The sequence below is a fragment of the Corynebacterium glyciniphilum AJ 3170 genome (assembly GCF_007673095.1).
GTDB lineage: Bacteria > Actinomycetota > Actinomycetes > Mycobacteriales > Mycobacteriaceae > Corynebacterium.
In genome coordinates this window covers 1-15,138 of sequence record NZ_VDYZ01000028.1, presented here as the reverse complement: position 1 = coordinate 15,138, position 15,138 = coordinate 1, and the positions used below count along the sequence as shown (strand labels likewise).

At 64.5% G+C, this 15,138-nt stretch carries 17 protein-coding genes and 1 pseudogene; 11 read left to right on the top strand and 7 right to left on the bottom strand.

Annotated features, from left to right (window positions below):
• The 3 genes and pseudogenes from FS507_RS16090 to FS507_RS16080 all read left to right on the top strand — a co-directional run.
• Positions 1-392, top strand: a pseudogene (locus FS507_RS16090) (ABC transporter ATP-binding protein); the annotation flags it as partial.
• A gap of 49 nt (positions 393-441) precedes the next feature.
• Complete coding sequence (locus FS507_RS16085; RefSeq protein ID WP_145943779.1) at positions 442-1,179, top strand: ABC transporter permease; 738 nt, start codon at positions 442-444, stop codon at positions 1,177-1,179.
• 94 nt (positions 1,180-1,273) lie between these two features.
• Complete coding sequence (locus tag FS507_RS16080; protein WP_145943778.1) at positions 1,274-1,735, top strand: PaaI family thioesterase; 462 nt, start codon at positions 1,274-1,276, stop codon at positions 1,733-1,735.
• A gap of 27 nt (positions 1,736-1,762) precedes the next feature.
• Here the strand turns inward: FS507_RS16080 and FS507_RS16075 are convergent, their stop codons facing one another.
• The gene (locus tag FS507_RS16075) at positions 1,763-2,023 is read right to left on the bottom strand and encodes a hypothetical protein (RefSeq protein WP_145943777.1); all 261 of its coding nucleotides are present in this window, start codon (positions 2,021-2,023) and stop codon (positions 1,763-1,765) included.
• A gap of 99 nt (positions 2,024-2,122) precedes the next feature.
• On the opposite strand from FS507_RS16075, the gene FS507_RS16070 reads away from it, so the two are divergent.
• Complete coding sequence (locus FS507_RS16070; RefSeq protein WP_145943776.1) at positions 2,123-2,806, top strand: SDR family oxidoreductase; 684 nt, start codon at positions 2,123-2,125, stop codon at positions 2,804-2,806.
• A 43-nt stretch (positions 2,807-2,849) separates the two neighbouring features.
• On the opposite strand, the gene FS507_RS16065 is transcribed toward FS507_RS16070, so the two are convergent.
• Positions 2,850-4,433 carry a succinic semialdehyde dehydrogenase gene (locus tag FS507_RS16065; RefSeq protein WP_145943775.1) on the bottom strand — a complete coding sequence of 528 codons (1,584 nt, stop codon included), beginning with the start codon at positions 4,431-4,433 and terminating at the stop codon, positions 2,850-2,852.
• A gap of 200 nt (positions 4,434-4,633) precedes the next feature.
• Here FS507_RS16065 and FS507_RS16060 point away from each other — a divergent pair, with 200 nt between their 5' ends.
• Positions 4,634-5,521, top strand: a complete 888-nt coding sequence (locus tag FS507_RS16060) for a Bax inhibitor-1/YccA family protein (protein ID WP_145943774.1) — start codon at positions 4,634-4,636, stop codon at positions 5,519-5,521.
• A gap of 110 nt (positions 5,522-5,631) precedes the next feature.
• On the opposite strand, the gene greA is transcribed toward FS507_RS16060, so the two are convergent.
• Together greA and FS507_RS16050 are read right to left on the bottom strand one after the other, a co-directional pair.
• The gene (gene greA / locus FS507_RS16055) at positions 5,632-6,153 is read right to left on the bottom strand and encodes a transcription elongation factor GreA (RefSeq protein ID WP_038547440.1); all 522 of its coding nucleotides are present in this window, start codon (positions 6,151-6,153) and stop codon (positions 5,632-5,634) included.
• A 148-nt stretch (positions 6,154-6,301) separates the two neighbouring features.
• The gene (locus FS507_RS16050; RefSeq protein ID WP_260853580.1) at positions 6,302-6,736 is read right to left on the bottom strand and encodes a DUF4307 domain-containing protein; all 435 of its coding nucleotides are present in this window, start codon (positions 6,734-6,736) and stop codon (positions 6,302-6,304) included.
• A 120-nt stretch (positions 6,737-6,856) separates the two neighbouring features.
• Here FS507_RS16050 and mca point away from each other — a divergent pair, with 120 nt between their 5' ends.
• The 3 genes from mca (at position 6,857) to FS507_RS16035 (ending at position 8,901) form a co-directional block, all read left to right on the top strand.
• On the top strand, positions 6,857-7,765 hold the full coding sequence (gene mca / locus FS507_RS16045; protein WP_260853579.1) for a mycothiol conjugate amidase Mca: 909 nt from the start codon (positions 6,857-6,859) through the stop codon (positions 7,763-7,765).
• Between the two features lie 78 nt (positions 7,766-7,843).
• Complete coding sequence (locus FS507_RS16040; protein WP_260853578.1) at positions 7,844-8,149, top strand: hypothetical protein; 306 nt, start codon at positions 7,844-7,846, stop codon at positions 8,147-8,149.
• A complete protein-coding gene (locus tag FS507_RS16035) occupies positions 8,146-8,901 on the top strand; it encodes an isoprenyl transferase (RefSeq protein ID WP_145943771.1) in 756 nt (251 codons plus the stop codon). The genes FS507_RS16040 and FS507_RS16035 overlap by 4 nt, the downstream gene beginning before the upstream one ends.
• A 31-nt stretch (positions 8,902-8,932) precedes the next feature.
• Here the strand turns inward: FS507_RS16035 and coaA are convergent, their stop codons facing one another.
• A complete protein-coding gene (gene coaA, locus FS507_RS16030) occupies positions 8,933-9,862 on the bottom strand; it encodes a type I pantothenate kinase (RefSeq protein ID WP_145943770.1) in 930 nt (309 codons plus the stop codon).
• 129 nt (positions 9,863-9,991) lie between these two features.
• On the opposite strand from coaA, the gene glyA reads away from it, so the two are divergent.
• From glyA to FS507_RS16015, 3 genes are read left to right on the top strand one after another with little or no spacing between them, the layout of a single operon-like run.
• Positions 9,992-11,299, top strand: a complete 1,308-nt coding sequence (glyA, locus tag FS507_RS16025; RefSeq protein ID WP_145943769.1) for a serine hydroxymethyltransferase — start codon at positions 9,992-9,994, stop codon at positions 11,297-11,299.
• A gap of 21 nt (positions 11,300-11,320) precedes the next feature.
• Positions 11,321-11,899: an isochorismatase family protein gene (locus tag FS507_RS16020; protein ID WP_145943768.1), complete on the top strand. Its 579-nt coding sequence runs from the start codon at positions 11,321-11,323 to the stop codon at positions 11,897-11,899.
• Between the two features lie 6 nt (positions 11,900-11,905).
• Positions 11,906-12,691, top strand: a complete 786-nt coding sequence (locus tag FS507_RS16015; RefSeq protein ID WP_145943767.1) for an enoyl-CoA hydratase-related protein — start codon at positions 11,906-11,908, stop codon at positions 12,689-12,691.
• Positions 12,692-12,866: 175 nt separating this feature from the next.
• Here FS507_RS16015 and FS507_RS16010 read toward each other — a convergent pair whose 3' ends face one another.
• Positions 12,867-14,039 (bottom strand): acyl-CoA dehydrogenase family protein, encoded by a 1,173-nt coding sequence (locus tag FS507_RS16010; protein ID WP_145943766.1) that lies wholly within the window; start codon positions 14,037-14,039, stop codon positions 12,867-12,869.
• 657 nt (positions 14,040-14,696) lie between these two features.
• A complete protein-coding gene (locus FS507_RS16005; RefSeq protein WP_145943781.1) occupies positions 14,697-15,032 on the bottom strand; it encodes a DUF5997 family protein in 336 nt (111 codons plus the stop codon).
• Positions 15,033-15,138 lie beyond the last annotated feature (106 nt).

Genomic DNA, 15,138 nt, shown 5'->3' with positions numbered 1-15,138 from the left:
TGGTGATTGGTAAGGGGCGGATGATTGGTGAGTATTCGATGGAGGAGTTCCTCGCCGGCGGGGCCCGGGTGGTTGTTGAGACTGTTGACGCGCGCAGTGGTGAGGCATTGTCCACGGCACTGGGCAACGCCGGTTTCACTGCCGGCTACGCCGTCGGTGACAACGCCGGGGAGGCGTCCGGGTCGCAGTTGACGGTGGATGTTCCGGACGGTGTCTCCGATGAGATCGTCCGTCGGGCTGTCGCCGAAACTGCCTTCACCGCCGGAGTCCTCGTCACCGGTCTGCGTGCGGACAGCGAGGATCTGGAGTCCCGCTTCCTGGCTGCTACCGCTGACGCCCAGGAGTACCGCACTGAGTCCACGGGCGCCGACGACCCCACCGCAGCAAAGTAGAGGAAAACAGAGGAAAACAGAGGAAAACAGAGGAAAACAGAGGAAAACAATGACAAGCCTGCTTAATTCCCTCCGTTCTGAGACCACCAAGCTGTTCAGCATGCGGTCAACGTTGGTCTACGCGATTCTGCTGGCCGGATCCCTGTTCGGTCCCGTCACATTGATGGGTTTGTTCGGTGACCGCCCCGACTTCGACTGGTCGACGATCACCTTCGGCTACCAGATCTTCCTGCTCATCGCCGTCGTCTTTGCCGCGGCCACCACGGCCGGTGACATCCGGAACCACATGCACGCCCAGGCGTTCCTGACACAACGGGGACGCTGGGAGTGGGTTGTGGCGAAGATGCTGACCACAGCGGTGTTCATCGCCGTGCTCTACCTCGTCGGTACAGCCCTGTCGCTGGGAGTGGCGGCAGTCCTCGGCTCCGGGACGGACCTCGGTACCGGACTCAGCATGTTCTACGTACCACTGATCGGTTCGGTCATCTTCTCGGCGATGACGGTCGGACTGGCCTGTGTCATCCGTAGCCAGGTTGCCGCTGTCGCTGTCCCGGTCGCCTGGGTGCTGTTGATTGACAGCATGCTGGGGTTCGCCGCCGAACAGATCGAGGCGTTCCGGCCCCTCGCAGCGATCGCCCCGGTACAGCGCCAGGACCAGTTGATCAGTGGGGCTGATCCGTTGGGGCTCGGGATCAGTACCGTGGTGTGCTACCTGATCATCGTGGCGTGGTTCCTGGTGCTGGCAGGTCTCGGACTCTGGCGTAACTCATCCGCCGACGTCCGTTAGTTTCTCTGCGTTATTCAAATCGGGAGCGGGACCGGTGGGGCCGATATAACATCAGCGGCAACCTGTTCTGTATTGACCACTCCATGGAGGAGCTATGCTGCGACCCAGCCCGCGCCAACTGAAGACCATGCTGGGGGTCTTCCCGCCCTACCTCGGTTCCGGCATCCGGATCAACTACATCGCGAATGACGGTTCCCGCGTCGTGACGTCCCACCGGCCGCGTCGCATCAACGCCAACCTGGTGGGTACTGCTTTCGGTGGGACGATCCAGACAATGACGGACGGGTTCTACCTCTTCATGGGGCTGACCCGTCTCGGCGGAGCCTACAACGTGTGGGACGCCGAGTCGCACGTGACCTACCGCAAACCGGGGCGGGGCCGACTCGTCGCCGACATGCGCACTGACGACGAAACCTTCGACATGATCAGGGAACGCACCGCTGACGGGTCGAAGTACCTCCACTGGTTCGAGACGGACATCGTCGATGAAGCGGGTGACGTGGTCGCCAGTGTCCGCAGTCGCGTCTACTTCCGGAAGAAGCGGCCGAGAGACTGACGACGGTGGCTGTGCGAGTGACAGGCCTCAGGCGCGCGGCTTCGAGGACGTGTTCTGCAGCTGCTTGAAGCCGAGCCACGCCACCAGGATGATCAGCAGGATCGGCAACAGCTTCACGACGACAGCCACGGCCCCCGCGAATGCGGTGGAGATCGCGATCACGGCGAAGATCAGGGTGAGTACCGTCAGGGCGACGGAGAGGCTCTTGCGGTTCTGGTCCCAGGCGAACCAGGCGCCGGCCCCCGAGATCGCGCCGAGAATCAGGGTGGTGAGTGCGGTTCCGAACATGACGGTGTCCTTTCGCGGTACGTAACCTCATGGCGTGCTCACGGAGCAGGTCAGCCCCGGCCACCTCCGAGCATACGGAAGGGCGGCTACGCTCGGGGCATGGACACTATGACAGATCACGGACAGGACACACCGCTGGCACTCGTTACCGGAGGCTCCCGGGGGATCGGGGCGGCTGTGGTCGAGGACCTTTCCCGGACTCACCGGGTGATCTCCTGGTCCAGTGCAGACGTTGACCTGAGTGACCCGCGTTCCATCAGCGAGGCTGTCGCGACGTTGAAGGAGACAGAGCCGGACGCCCTGGAACGGCTCGATGTCCTGGTGCATTCCGCCGGCCTTGCAGGGGAGTCGACCATCGAGGACATGCAGTGGGAGCAGTGGCAGAAGATGTTCGCGGTCAACGTCTTCGGCGTGGCTGAGCTGACCCGGCACCTGCTTCCCGCGTTGCGTGCGGGACGGGGGACCGTGGTGGCCATCAATTCCGGGTCCGGTTACCGGTCCGGAGCGGGACAGGCACCGTACTCGGGGACGAAGTTCGCTCTCAGAGCGCTGACGGATGCACTGCGTGAGGAGGAGCGGGGCCGCGTCCGGGTCAGTTCGGTACATCCAGGTCGTGTCGACACGGATATGCAGGTGGCCCTGCAGGAGGGGAGGGGAAACACCGACTACGACGGTTCGCGTTACGTGGCACCGGCCTCGGTGGCGGCGGCAGTACGCCTGGCGGTGGACACGACCGACGAGTCGATCATCGAAGAGGTGTCCGTCCGCCCGGTCCGCGGTTGAGCCGGCGCCACAGCGGGGCCAGCCGGGGCCAGCCCGGCGGAGATTACTTCAGGACCTTGAAGGTCTTCCCGGCACGCAGCAGCACCGTCATCACGGCGGCGTAGGCGCGGGGCTTCAGGAACTCCGGCCCGCGGATCGGCAGAACCCGCTCATCGGTCACGTTCTGGGTCTCCGTGTACTTCAACAGACCGGAGGCTCCCTGGCGACGCCCCTGACCGGACTCTCGGGTACCGCCCATCTCGTTGTCCACCGAGGCGAACGCCGCAGCATAGCCGTCGTTGATGTTGACGGTCCCGGAGAACAGCTGCTCGGCGATGCCGGTGGAGGTCTTCGAGGGGCCGAAGACGGCCGCGTTCAGCCCGTAGTCGGTGTCGTTGGCTTTCTCGACAGCCTCGTCGTGGGAATCGACCTTCTCGACGTAGACGACCGGTCCGAAGACCTCGCCACGCTTGAGGTCGGCGTCGTCGGGAACGTCGGTGAACACGGTGGGCTCGTAGAAGTACGGGCCCAGGTCCGGCCGTGCTTTACCGCCGGCGACGAGAGTGGCTCCCTTGTCCACGGCATCGTCGACCATCTTCTCCACGGTCGAGATCTGGCTGGCGCCGATCAGTGAGCCCATCTGGATGTTCCAGTCGAAGCCGGCACCCAGCTTCAGGTCCTTCGTCGCCTGGGCGAACTTGGGGACGAAGTCGTCGTACTTGTCCTTGTGCACGTAGATACGCTCGATGGACACACACAGCTGCCCTGAGTTCGAGAAGCAGCCGGTCAGCACCGTCGGCATGATCTTGTCGACGTCCGCGTCCCCGGTCACGATCATCGGGTTCTTACCGCCGAGTTCGGCGGAGTAGCCGATGAGTCGACGGCCGGCGATCTCGCCGAGCTTCTTGCCGGTCTCCGTGGAGCCGGTGAACATCAGGTGGTCGCACTGCTCGGCGATGGAATTGCCGACCACGCGCCCTGGGCCGGTGACCAGCTGGACGACATCGCGGGGCATGCCGGCCTCGAAGAGGAGCTTGTAGGCGTACAGCGCGGAGAACGGGGTGGAGGAGTCCGGCTTGGCCACGAGGGCATTTCCGGCGGCCAGTGCGGGCATGGCATCCGACACCGCCAGTGTCAGCGGGTAGTTCCACGGGCTGATCTGACCGACGACCCCCTTGGGCAGGTGGCGCTCCGTCGTCTTGGTGAGGACAGGCATCACGCCGGCACGGTGTTTGTCCTTGAGGATCTTGTGGGCCTGGTTGCCGTAGTAACGGGCGGTGATCGCGCAGTGGATCACTTCCTCGTAGGCGGAGTCGCGGGACTTGCCGGTCTCCAGCTGGATGATGTCCATCATCATCTTCTGGTTCTTCAGCAGGATGTCGTGGAAGGCCAGCAGGATCTTGCCGCGCTTCTTAGGATCGACCTTGGCCCAGCGCTTCTGGGCGATACGGGCACGACGGAACGCCTCGTCGACGTCGTCCTCGGTGCCGCGCCCGACCCAACCAATGGTCTCACCGGTGAACGACCCCTCGATCTCGAGGCGGTCGCCGTTGTCGATGCTTCCGGTCGCTGCGTTTACGGTCAAGGCCCGGAGTTCAGATGCGAGCGCATCGGGGATGGGGCCGAGAGACAGGGTCTTTTTCGTCATGTGAAGCACACTATCTGAGACGGGACAGATATGTCCCTGGTTTGTGTAATTGGGCCTACGGGAACACGGTGGGCCCGTCGTACGTTGTTAGGGTGTACATGAGTAACCGCGTTCACGCGGACGCGTCGCCTGCCCGTTCTGTCCGTCAAGGACGGAGGGGAGGCCCATGAAACTGACAGTGACGGAAGGACAATGACGTCGTGAGAAGCTCGAACCCCTTTATGAGTTCGTTGACGAAGGCGGAGGGTGCCCAGCAGGGCCAGCGTGGCGCGTCCGCCGCGTACCAGCAGGGCTACCAGTCCGCCGGCGAGCAGTGGGGCCAGCAGGATCAGCAGGGGATGGCCTACCAGCAGTCCCCGAACTACGATGCGCCGACCAAGGCGTCCGACCGGCCGATGACCATCGACGACGTCGTCACGAAGACCGGCATCACCCTGGCCGTCATCGTCGTCCTGGCAGCGGTGAACTTCATGATCGGTCAGAGCGGTCCTAGCGGTGAGAGCCTCGCCATGGGCCTGACCCTCGTCGGAGCCATCGGTGGTCTCGTCGCCGTCCTCGTCTCCTCCTTCGGCAAGAAGTACGGCTCCCCGGTCGTCACCCTGGTGTACGCAGCCTTCGAGGGGCTCTTCGTCGGTGGGTTCACGTACATGTTCACCGACATGACCGTCGGGGGCGCCAACGCCGGCTCCCTGATCTTCCAGGCCGTGCTCGGCACCATCGGTGTGTTCGCCGGCATGCTGGTCGTCTACAAGACCGGCGCCATCCGGGTGACGCCTAAGTTCACCAAGATGCTGGTCGGCGCCATGATCGGTGTCCTGGTCCTGGTGCTGGGTAACTTCGTCTTCGCCATGTTCACCGGCGAGCCGTCCATGCTGCGGGACGGTGGGCCGATCGCCATCATCTTCTCCCTGGTCTGCATCGGCCTGGCTGCCCTGAGCTTCCTGGCTGACTTCGACCAGGCCGACAAGCTGATCCGTGCCGGCGCTCCTTCCCGGTACGCCTGGGGCGTCGCCCTCGGCCTGGCCGTCACCCTGGTCTGGCTCTACACCGAGATCCTGCGCCTGCTGTCCTACTTCAACCAGGACTAGAGCAGGGGGGGGCTCACGCCCCACACTGAGGCACAGAAAACCGCCCCACCGGATTCCTTCCGGTGGGGCGGTTGTTCTGCTGCCAGGGGCGGGGAGTGCCGAGAAACGCGCTACTGCTCGGCGCGCGGGACGTCCCGGTCCGGGTCATAAGGTTCAGCCTTGACCAGCGTCACGGAGATCGTGTCACCCGTCGGACTCTTGTACTCCCGGGTCTCGCCCTCCTTCGCGCCGACCAGGGCGGCACCCAGCGGAGCATCGGTGGAGTAGGTCTCCAGGTCCGGGTTCGAGGACTCCAGGCCACGGGTCCCGATCAGGAACGTCTCCTTGTCGTCCTCGTCGCCGTCGTAGTAGATGTGCACGACAGAACCGACGAGAGCGACGCCGGACTCCTGCGGGGCCTCGCCGATGGTGGCGCTGTCCAACAGCTCCTCGAGGTAGGCGATCCGGGCCTCCTCCTGGCCCTGCTGCTCGCGGGCGGCGTGGTAACCACCGTTCTCCTTGAGGTCACCCTCTTCACGGCGCTCGTTGATCTCGGCGGCCAGAGCGGGACGATTCGCCTTCAGCGCGTTGAGCTCGTCATTGAGCCGGTCAAAGGATTCCTGGGTGAGCCAGGTCGTCTGATTGTCTGCCATGAGCGTTCGCGTCCTCCTGCAGGTAGACCACAGTGTCTGACAGGGACTGAGGTCGTTCGGAAAGATCGTGGGGGTACCCACGACACAGTTGTCGGGGCACAGTGTATCACCGCCGGCATCCCGTCCATGCGCCGGTCAGTGACCGCTGTCAGTCCTCCGCGTCACCGGTGGTCCGGGTGTCATCGAGGTAGTCGGGGAAGACCGTCGAACAGCCGTAGACGTCGGGCGCGACGGGCGAACTGTTGGTGGGGATGTCCACCGTGAGACGGGTGCTCTCGGAGCCTCCGGCGGCGACGACAGCCTCGCGACGACCGATCTCGGCATGGGACTCGTCGAGTGCGGTCACGATGCAGTACGCGGGTTTGTCGACGTCGTCGCGGGTGATGTCGAGGTTCATCCGCAGGGTACTTCCGTCAACGACCTCATGACCGGCGGCGGTGCCCGAGGCGTCACCACTGGTGCTGTTGCGGAACTGTGAGAACACGTACACGCCGACGGCGACCAGAACGATCACGATGCCGATGACGATGAACTTGCCGCTCACGCCCTGTTGACGGGAGGAACCGTAGGTCGCCTTGCTCATTCCTCAGATCGTAGGCGGTGCCGTCAGTGAATAGCCAGCCGGACAAATTGGACGCACCCCTGACAAGAGCGTTGAATGGGAGAGTTGACCGGTACAGACGACACCGAAGGGGTGCGACACGTGAGCGATGGAGCTCTTCACAACAGCGCAGACCGACAGCGGTCCAGGCAGGGGCTGAGACTCCTGGCCATTCACGCGCACCCGGACGACGAGTCCAGCAAGGGTGCTGCGGCGATGGCGCGCTACGCCGATGAAGGTGCGGACGTCATGGTGTTGACGTGCACGGGCGGTGAACGCGGCAGCATCCTCAACCCGAACATGGACGTCCCCGGCGTCGTGGAGAACATGAACGACGTCCGACGCCAGGAGATGGCGCGGGCCGCCGACATTCTGGGCGTCTCGCACCGCTGGCTCGGATACGTCGACTCAGGGCTGCCGGAGGGTGATCCGCTTCCCCCTCTTCCTGACGGCTGCTTCGCCCTCGAGGACACCGAGGCAGTCACCCTCGAACTCACGAGGGTGATCCGTGATTTCCGTCCGCACGTCATCATCACCTACGACGAGAACGGTGGCTACCCCCACCCGGACCACCTCAAGACCCATGCGGTCAGCATGCGGGCCTACGACACCGCGGCAGATCCTGACTACCACCCGGAGATCGGCCGTCCCTGGGAAGTGCAGAAGGTCTACTACACGCACGGTTTCATCCGGCGCCGCTTCGAACTGCTGGCGCAGGCCAGTCTCGATGCCGGTGACGACCGGGCGACGGTGGCGCTGGACCGGTGGAAGGGCATGCCCGACATCATGCCGCGCGTCACGACCCGTGTGGACTGCGCCCCGTGGTTCGACCGACGCGACGACGCACTGCGGGCCCACGCGACCCAGATCGACCCGGAGGGACCGTTCTTCGCCGTGCCGACCGGTCTGCAACAGCAGGTCTGGCCCACAGAGGAGTTCGAACTCGCGCGCTCGAGAGTGGAGACGTCCCTGCCCGAGGACGATCTTTTCGCCGGCGTCGTGCCCGAATGAGGTCGACCGCCGCCACCTTAGATAGGCTCTGAAGACATGATCACGGTTTCCCCGTCCCTAACCTCAACTGTTTCCCTGGTGGCCCAGGAACAGGTCAACCGTGGCCCGCAGGGGCCGGAGTTCGGAAAGGCCGCGCCTGTCGGCCTGCTGGTGATCATCGGACTTCTCGTCGTCATCCTCGCCCTGGGGTACTTCTTCAACCGTCGGATGCGGAAGATGCATAAACGACGTGACTTCGCCGAGGCGCACGGTCTGGATCCCTTCGACATCGACACCATCGACCGGCGTATGGCGGAGACAGAAGCCACGGGTGCGACGACCGCGCCGGCGGATTCCGGTGACCAAGACAGCAGTACGGAAGATCCAGGTGGCGACCAGCGGTGATTCTCTACTCGCTCTATGAGCGACGACTGCAGCGCGAACTGAAGGGCCGCCGTCGGCCCAAGCATGTCGCCATCATGTGCGACGGAAACCGACGGTGGGCCCGCGAGAACGGCTTCACCGACGTCTCCCACGGACACCGTGTGGGGGCGAAGAAGATCGTCGAGGTCGTCGACTGGTGCGATGAGCAGGACATCGAATCCGTCACCGTCTACCTGCTCAGTACGGAGAACCTGCGGCGCAGTGCCGAGGAGCTCGACCTGCTGATGCGCATCATCGGGGACGTCTCGGATGAACTCGCCGCGGCCAAAGGGCGGTTCCGTCTGCACGTCATGGGTCGGCTCGACCTGATTCCCGACGAACTCCGCGAGCGTATGCGGTGCGCCGAGGCGCGGACGACGGAGCACGCCGGTGTACACGTCAACATCGCGGTCGGGTACGGGGGACGACAGGAAATCGTCGACGGCGTCCAGAAGCTGGTCGACGAGTTGGCGGGTAAGGGCGTCCCCTCGGAGGAGATGAGCGCCCACATCACCGATGACGCCATCGGTGACCACCTGTACACCTCCGGGCAGCCGGATCCCGACCTGGTGATCAGGACGTCCGGTGAACAGCGACTCTCCGGATTCCTGCTGTGGCAGTCGGCGTACTCGGAGATCTGGTTCACCGACACCTACTGGCCTGCGTTCCGTCGGCTGGACTTCCTCCGTGCACTGCGGGATTTCTCGGTGCGCGAGCGACGCTTCGGTAAGTGAACCGGCAGTACCCCGTCTGTCGGCCCGTCGGTCAGATTTTGCGCATACGCACCGATTCCACCAGATGATCGGGGCCCTTACGCAGGACCAGTGATGCGCGCACCCTGGTGGGGAGGATGTTCTCCACCAGGTTGGGCATGTTCACCGTCTGCCAGATTTCGCGGGCGACCACCAAAGCGTCCTCGTCGGAGAGCGCGGCGTAATGGTGGAAGTGGGCGTCCGGTTTACGGAAGGCGGTGTTCTTGAGCTTCAGGAACCGGTCGACGTACCAACGTTCGATGTCCTCCCGCTCGGCGTCGACGTAGACGGAGAAGTCGAAGAGGTCCGACACCATCAACGTCGGTCCCGTCTGCAGGACATTGAGTCCCTCGACGATGAGGATATCCGGACGGTCCACGATATGGACCTCGTCCAACCGGTCGTACTTCTCGTGTGAGTAGACCGGCGCCGGCACCTCCGGGGCCCCGGATTTCACGGCGGTGACGAAGTTCAGCAGGGCTTTCTGGTCGTAGCTCTCCGGGTAGCCCTTGCGCCCCATCATGTGGCGTTGGTTGAGTTCATCGGCGGGGTAGAGGAAACCGTCGGTGGTGATCAGGTCCACCCGGGGGCGGGATTCCCAGCGCTGCAACAGGACCTGGAGCAGGCGGGCGGTAGTGGACTTGCCGACCGCGACGGAGCCCGATACACCGATGATGAAGGGGACGTGCGGCATGTCCTCGCCGAGGAAGGTTTCGGTGGCGCTGTTGAGCTGCCTGATCGCCTCGAACCGCAGATCAATCATGCGGGAGAGCGGGAGGTAGACCTCACTGACCTCGTCCATGTCGATGTCCTCGCCGATACCCCTCAACTCCTCGAGCTCTTCCGGGCTGAGGACCTGGGGCATGGCGCGACGTAAAGAGCGCCACTGCGACCGGTCAAGCTCGATGTACGGTGAGTAGTCGTCGGAGTTTCGGGCTGGCATGGAGGCTATTGTGCTACCCGAGGATGTTTTGGACCAATCACCCGGCAACGGTGGCGCGGGCTGCGGCAGGTTATGATGTGTCCTGATTGTTCTGATCCAGTGCGGCCGACGTGAAAGGCGATCCACCCCATGAGCCAGACGAACCACCCAGACCAGTCCCAGCACAATGCGGAACTGGCGGATTTTGATCCGGAGGTGGCCGCGGCCATCGCCGGAGAACTCTCCCGTCAGCGTGACACGCTGGAGATGATCGCCAGCGAGAACTTCGTTCCGCGTGCGGTACTCCAGGCCCAGGGCTCCGTTCTGACCAACAAGTACGCCGAGGGGTACCCGGGACGCCGGTACTACGGGGGCTGCGAGAACGTCGACATCATCGAGGATCTCGCGCGCGACCGTGCCAAGGCCGTCTTCGGCGCGGAGTTCGCCAACGTGCAGCCGCACTCCGGTGCGCAGGCCAATGCAGCTGTCCTGATGTCCCTGGCGAACCCCGGCGACAAGATCATGGGCCTCTCCCTGGCGCACGGCGGTCACCTCACCCACGGCATGAAGCTGAACTTCTCCGGCAAGCTCTACGAGGTCGCCGCCTACGAGGTGGACCCCGACACCTTCCGCCTGGACATGGACAAGGTCCGTGAACAGGCGATCAAGGAGAAGCCGACGGTCATCATCGGTGGTTGGTCGGCATACCCCCGTCAGCAGGACTTCGCCGCATTCCGCGAGATCGCCGACGAGGTCGGCGCCAAGCTGTGGGTCGACATGGCACACTTCGCCGGACTGGTCGCCGCCGACCTGCACCCGTCGCCGGTACCGCACGCCGACGTGGTCTCCACGACGGTGCACAAGACCCTGGGTGGGCCGCGCTCCGGCATGATCCTGGCGAAGCAGGAGTGGGCGAAGAAGCTCAACTCCTCGGTGTTCCCGGGGCAGCAGGGTGGCCCGCTCATGCACGTCGTCGCCGCGAAGGCCGTCTCCATGAAGATCGCCCAGACCGAGGACTTCCGGGACCGTCAGGCCCGCACGCTCGAGGGAGCGAAGATCCTGGCTGAGCGTCTCACCGCCGCAGACACCACCGCGGCCGGCGTGCAGGTGCTCACCGGGGGGACTGACGTGCACCTCGTCCTCGCCGACCTGCGCAACTCCGAGCTCAACGGGCAGGAGGCGGAGGATCTGCTGCACGACGTCGGCATCACGGTGAACCGTAACGCCGTGCCGTTCGATCCGCGCCCGCCGATGGTCACCTCCGGCCTGCGCATCGGTACCTCCGCCCTGGCCTCCCGCGGGCTCGACGCTGACGCCTTCACCGAGGTTGCGGACGTGATCGGCACCGCCCTGACGCAGGGCAAGGGTGCGGACACGGAGACCCTGCGTAGGCGTGTCGACAAGGTCGCCGCCGATTTCCCGCTGTACCCGGGGCTCGAGGACTGGAAGATCAACTAGTCCGGATCTACTGTGGGCGCCATGAGCGCCTCACGGAAAGCCCTGATCGTCGTCGACGTCCAGAACGACTTCTGCCCCGGAGGATCCCTGGGTACGGAACGGGGAGCGGACGTCGCCGCGGCGATCAGCGTGCGTCTGCGTGCGCACAAGGCTGACTATGACGTCGTCGTGGGCACGAAGGACTGGCACATCGACCCCGCCGGGCATTTCGCGCCCGCCGGGGTCGCACCGGATTTCGAGGACACCTGGCCGGTGCACTGTGTCGCGGGTACCCCGGGGGCCGACCCGCACCCTGACCTTGATACCGGGTTGGTGGATGCCTGGTTCCTCAAAGGGGAGTACACGGCGGCCTATTCCGGCTTCGAGGGACACCTGGAGGGTGCGGAGACGGGGCTGGCGGACTGGTTGCGTGAGCACGGGATCACCGGGGTCGCCGTGTGCGGTATCGCCACCGACTTCTGCGTGCGTGCCACGGCGCTCGACGCCGTGGCGGAAGGCTTCGACGTGGAGCTGCTCAGCGACCTCTGTGCACCGGTGAGCGTGACCGGTGGCGCTGTGGCGGTCGAACAGATGGCGTATGTCGGGGTGACTGTAGTGTGAGGTGGCATGAACCTTGTCGACACCACCACCAGTGACGGAATCCGCGTCATCACCATCAACCGTCCCGACGCGCACAACTCACTGAACCGCGACCTGCGACGTGAGCTGAAGGACGCTTTCGCCACCGCGGCAGCGGATTCATCGCCGGACGGCCCGGTGCGGGTCGTCGTGGTCAGGGCATCCGGTAAGGCGTTCTGCTCCGGGCAGGACCTCAAGGAGCAGCTGGAGGAGACCCGGCAGGGTGTCGACACGGACAAGGTCATCACCGAGTACAACCCGATGATGGACGCTCTGCTGTCTGTTCCGGTGCCGGTGATTGCGGCAGTCCAGGGTGCTGCGGCCGGGGCGGGATGGGGTATCGCGATGGCCTGCGACTTCCGGGTGGCCTCGACGGCGGCAGCGTTCAAGGGGGCGTTCAGCGGCGTCGGCCTGGCCTCGGACTGCGGACTGTCCCGCTCCCTCGCGGACACGGTGGGGCAGACCAAGGCACTGGAACTCCTCCTGTTCGATGAACGCCTCAGCGCCACAGACGCAGGTGCGCTCGGTATCGTCACCTCTGTGGTCTCTCCCGAGGACCTGGACGAGGCGGTGCAGGAGCTGGCGCGGCGCTTCGCGACAGGGCCGACGGCGTCCTACCGCGAGATCAAGGCACTCGTGCGCGACACGGCGGCGGTGAGCGTCCGCGCGGGGGAGGAGGCCGGTGCGCAGCGACGGCTGTTCCAGACCGCGGACCACAGCGAGGCGATCCGGGCATTCCTGGAGAAGAGGGCTCCACAGTTCCGCGGGGTGTGACTCCCCAGCCCCGGGGCCTGCACGAGCAACCCCCCAGGTCGGTGGGACCGACCTGGGGGGGTTGCTCCGGGACACCGGCACATTCTGCGGGACAGCCACGACGGGCTCCGTCGTGTGATCTACCCGATGTTGTGGGACCGACGGTGTCGAGAGCGCCGATAGAACGGTGTTCGTCCTACTTCTCGCCCTTGGCGAGCTTCCGGCTGATGATTTCCAACATGATCTCGTTCGGGCCGCCGTAGATCGGCTGCACGCGGGAATCGAGGTAGTGGGTGGCGATGGGGTACTCCAGCATGAAACCGTAGCCGCCGTGCAGCTGGACGGCGGTGTTGACGACCTTGATCTGCAGCTCGGTGGTCAGGTACTTGGCCATCGAGGCGGTGGTCTCGTCGAGTTCACCCTTGACCTTCGCGTCGACGGCGGCGTCGACGAAGGCCTGTGCGGACTGGATCTCGGTGGCCATCTTGGCCAGCTCCCAGCGGTAGGCCTGGTGGTCGACCAGTCGGTTGCCGAAGGTCTTGCGCTCCTGGGAGTGCTTGTAGACCAGGTCGAAGGCGCGGCGGGACGTGGCGATCGACCCGACGGCGATGGAGACACGCTCCTGGGCCAGGTTGGTGCGCAGGTAGCCGAAGCCGGCACCTTCCTCGCCCAGGAGGTTCTCAGCGGGGACCTTCACGTTCTCGAAGGACAGCTCTGCGGTGTCCTGGGCCTTCAGTCCGACCTTCTTCAGCGGGGCAGCCTTGGTGTAGCCCTCCATGCCGTCCTCGACGATCAGCAGGGAGACGCCGGCGCGGCCCTTGGACGGATCGGTGATGGCCACCACAATGGTGAAGTCGGCCTGGATGCCGTTGGAGATGAAGGTCTTCGAACCGTTGAGGATGAAGTTGCCGTCCTCGTCGCGCGGCGCGTTGGAGCGGATTCCCGCCAGGTCGGCACCGGCACCCGGTTCGGTCATGGCGATCGCGGCGATCTTGTCACCGGCGCAGAGCGGACGGAGGTACTTCTCCTTCTGCTCGTCGTTGGCGAAGCGCTCGAGGTAGGGGATCACCAGGTCGTTGATGACCTGGAGGGAGACGATGACCGAACCGCAGTCAGCTTCGGCCAGCTCCTCGGACAGGATCGCGTTGAAGCGGTAGTCCGGCATGCCGCCGCCACCGAACTCCTCGGGGGACGTGATTCCCAGCAGGCCCAGGTTGCCCGCTGCCTTGAACATGGAGCGGTCACTGTAGCCCTGCTCGTGCCACCGGTCGACGTGGGGACGGACCTCTGCATTGACGAAGTCCTTGCAGGTCTCGCGGAACATGTCGTGTTCTTCGTCGAAGATGGTGCGGGGGAGGTAGTTCTTCATGGTGTCCTTCCGGATCAGGGCCGAGCGTCGTGGAAGGGGCAAACAGTTTGTCCGTGTGATCCACGTCTCTTAGTTGTTACAAATTCATATTAACGAGCGGCACCCGGAAGTGTGTAACTTGATCCCATCCGGGGGAGGATTGTGGGGTGGGAAACATTTAGCGCACGGGTATGAGGTGCGACGGATACGGGGGAGCGGGACGGGGGTAATGACTGTTGTTGTCGATATCCGCAGGGAAAGGGCAGGTCAGTCCACCGGCGGACGAACGGCCGGGAATTAGGTCACTCTTTTGTTGTCTAATTGTTGACAGACCGGTTTAGGTCTCGCTAACCTCATGGATGTGTCGACGGCTAGTCACCTCGACGCACTGCAGTTGTGGATCAGCCGCAACGGCAGGTGGAACCCAGGGTTCAGTCCGAATCCGCGCACTCCGGCTTCCTCTTCTCACCGGAACGGCGCGCTCGGGCTGCGGCACCTCCAACGCGCTGCCCTGGACTGCAGTTCACCTGCCTGCTGTGGCACAGCGGAGATACTTCGCGTCGTCGGATTCGTCACCCGGCGGCTGCACTCTCCACGAGGGCCCCGCCCTTCCGGTTCGTCACCCGGAAGGACGGGGCCCTCAACTTCTTTCTGTGTGGTGGCGCCCGGTGAAGGGGCTCAGCTCTCGTCGGTTCCGGCGCCGGGGCGGTTCTCCGCCAGTGAACTACGGGCGCTGCGCAGCCACTCGGGTTGGTTCTCCAGGAGCGCCTTGATGTCTGCGGTCGTCAGCGGCTTGTCCATGTCATTGGCCTTGAGGGCGGTGATGGTGATGCCGAGTTTGCGCGCCACCTCGGGCCGGGGGTGGGGGCCTTCACGGCGCAGGTCCTGCAGCCACTGGGGCGGGTCAGTCTGCAACGCCACGAACTCGTCGTGGCTCACCGTGCTGTCCTGGAATTCCTGGGGTGTGGCAGGCAGGTAGATGTTCAGCTTCTTCGCCGCCGTCTGGGGCTTCATCCGGTCACTCATGTCTGCAGAGTCTATCTGGTCCGTGCGGGGGCTAGGTGTAGTTCCCCGTGAGGTTGTGAACACGCGCTGAGGGAGTCAAACCTCCGATAGCGGT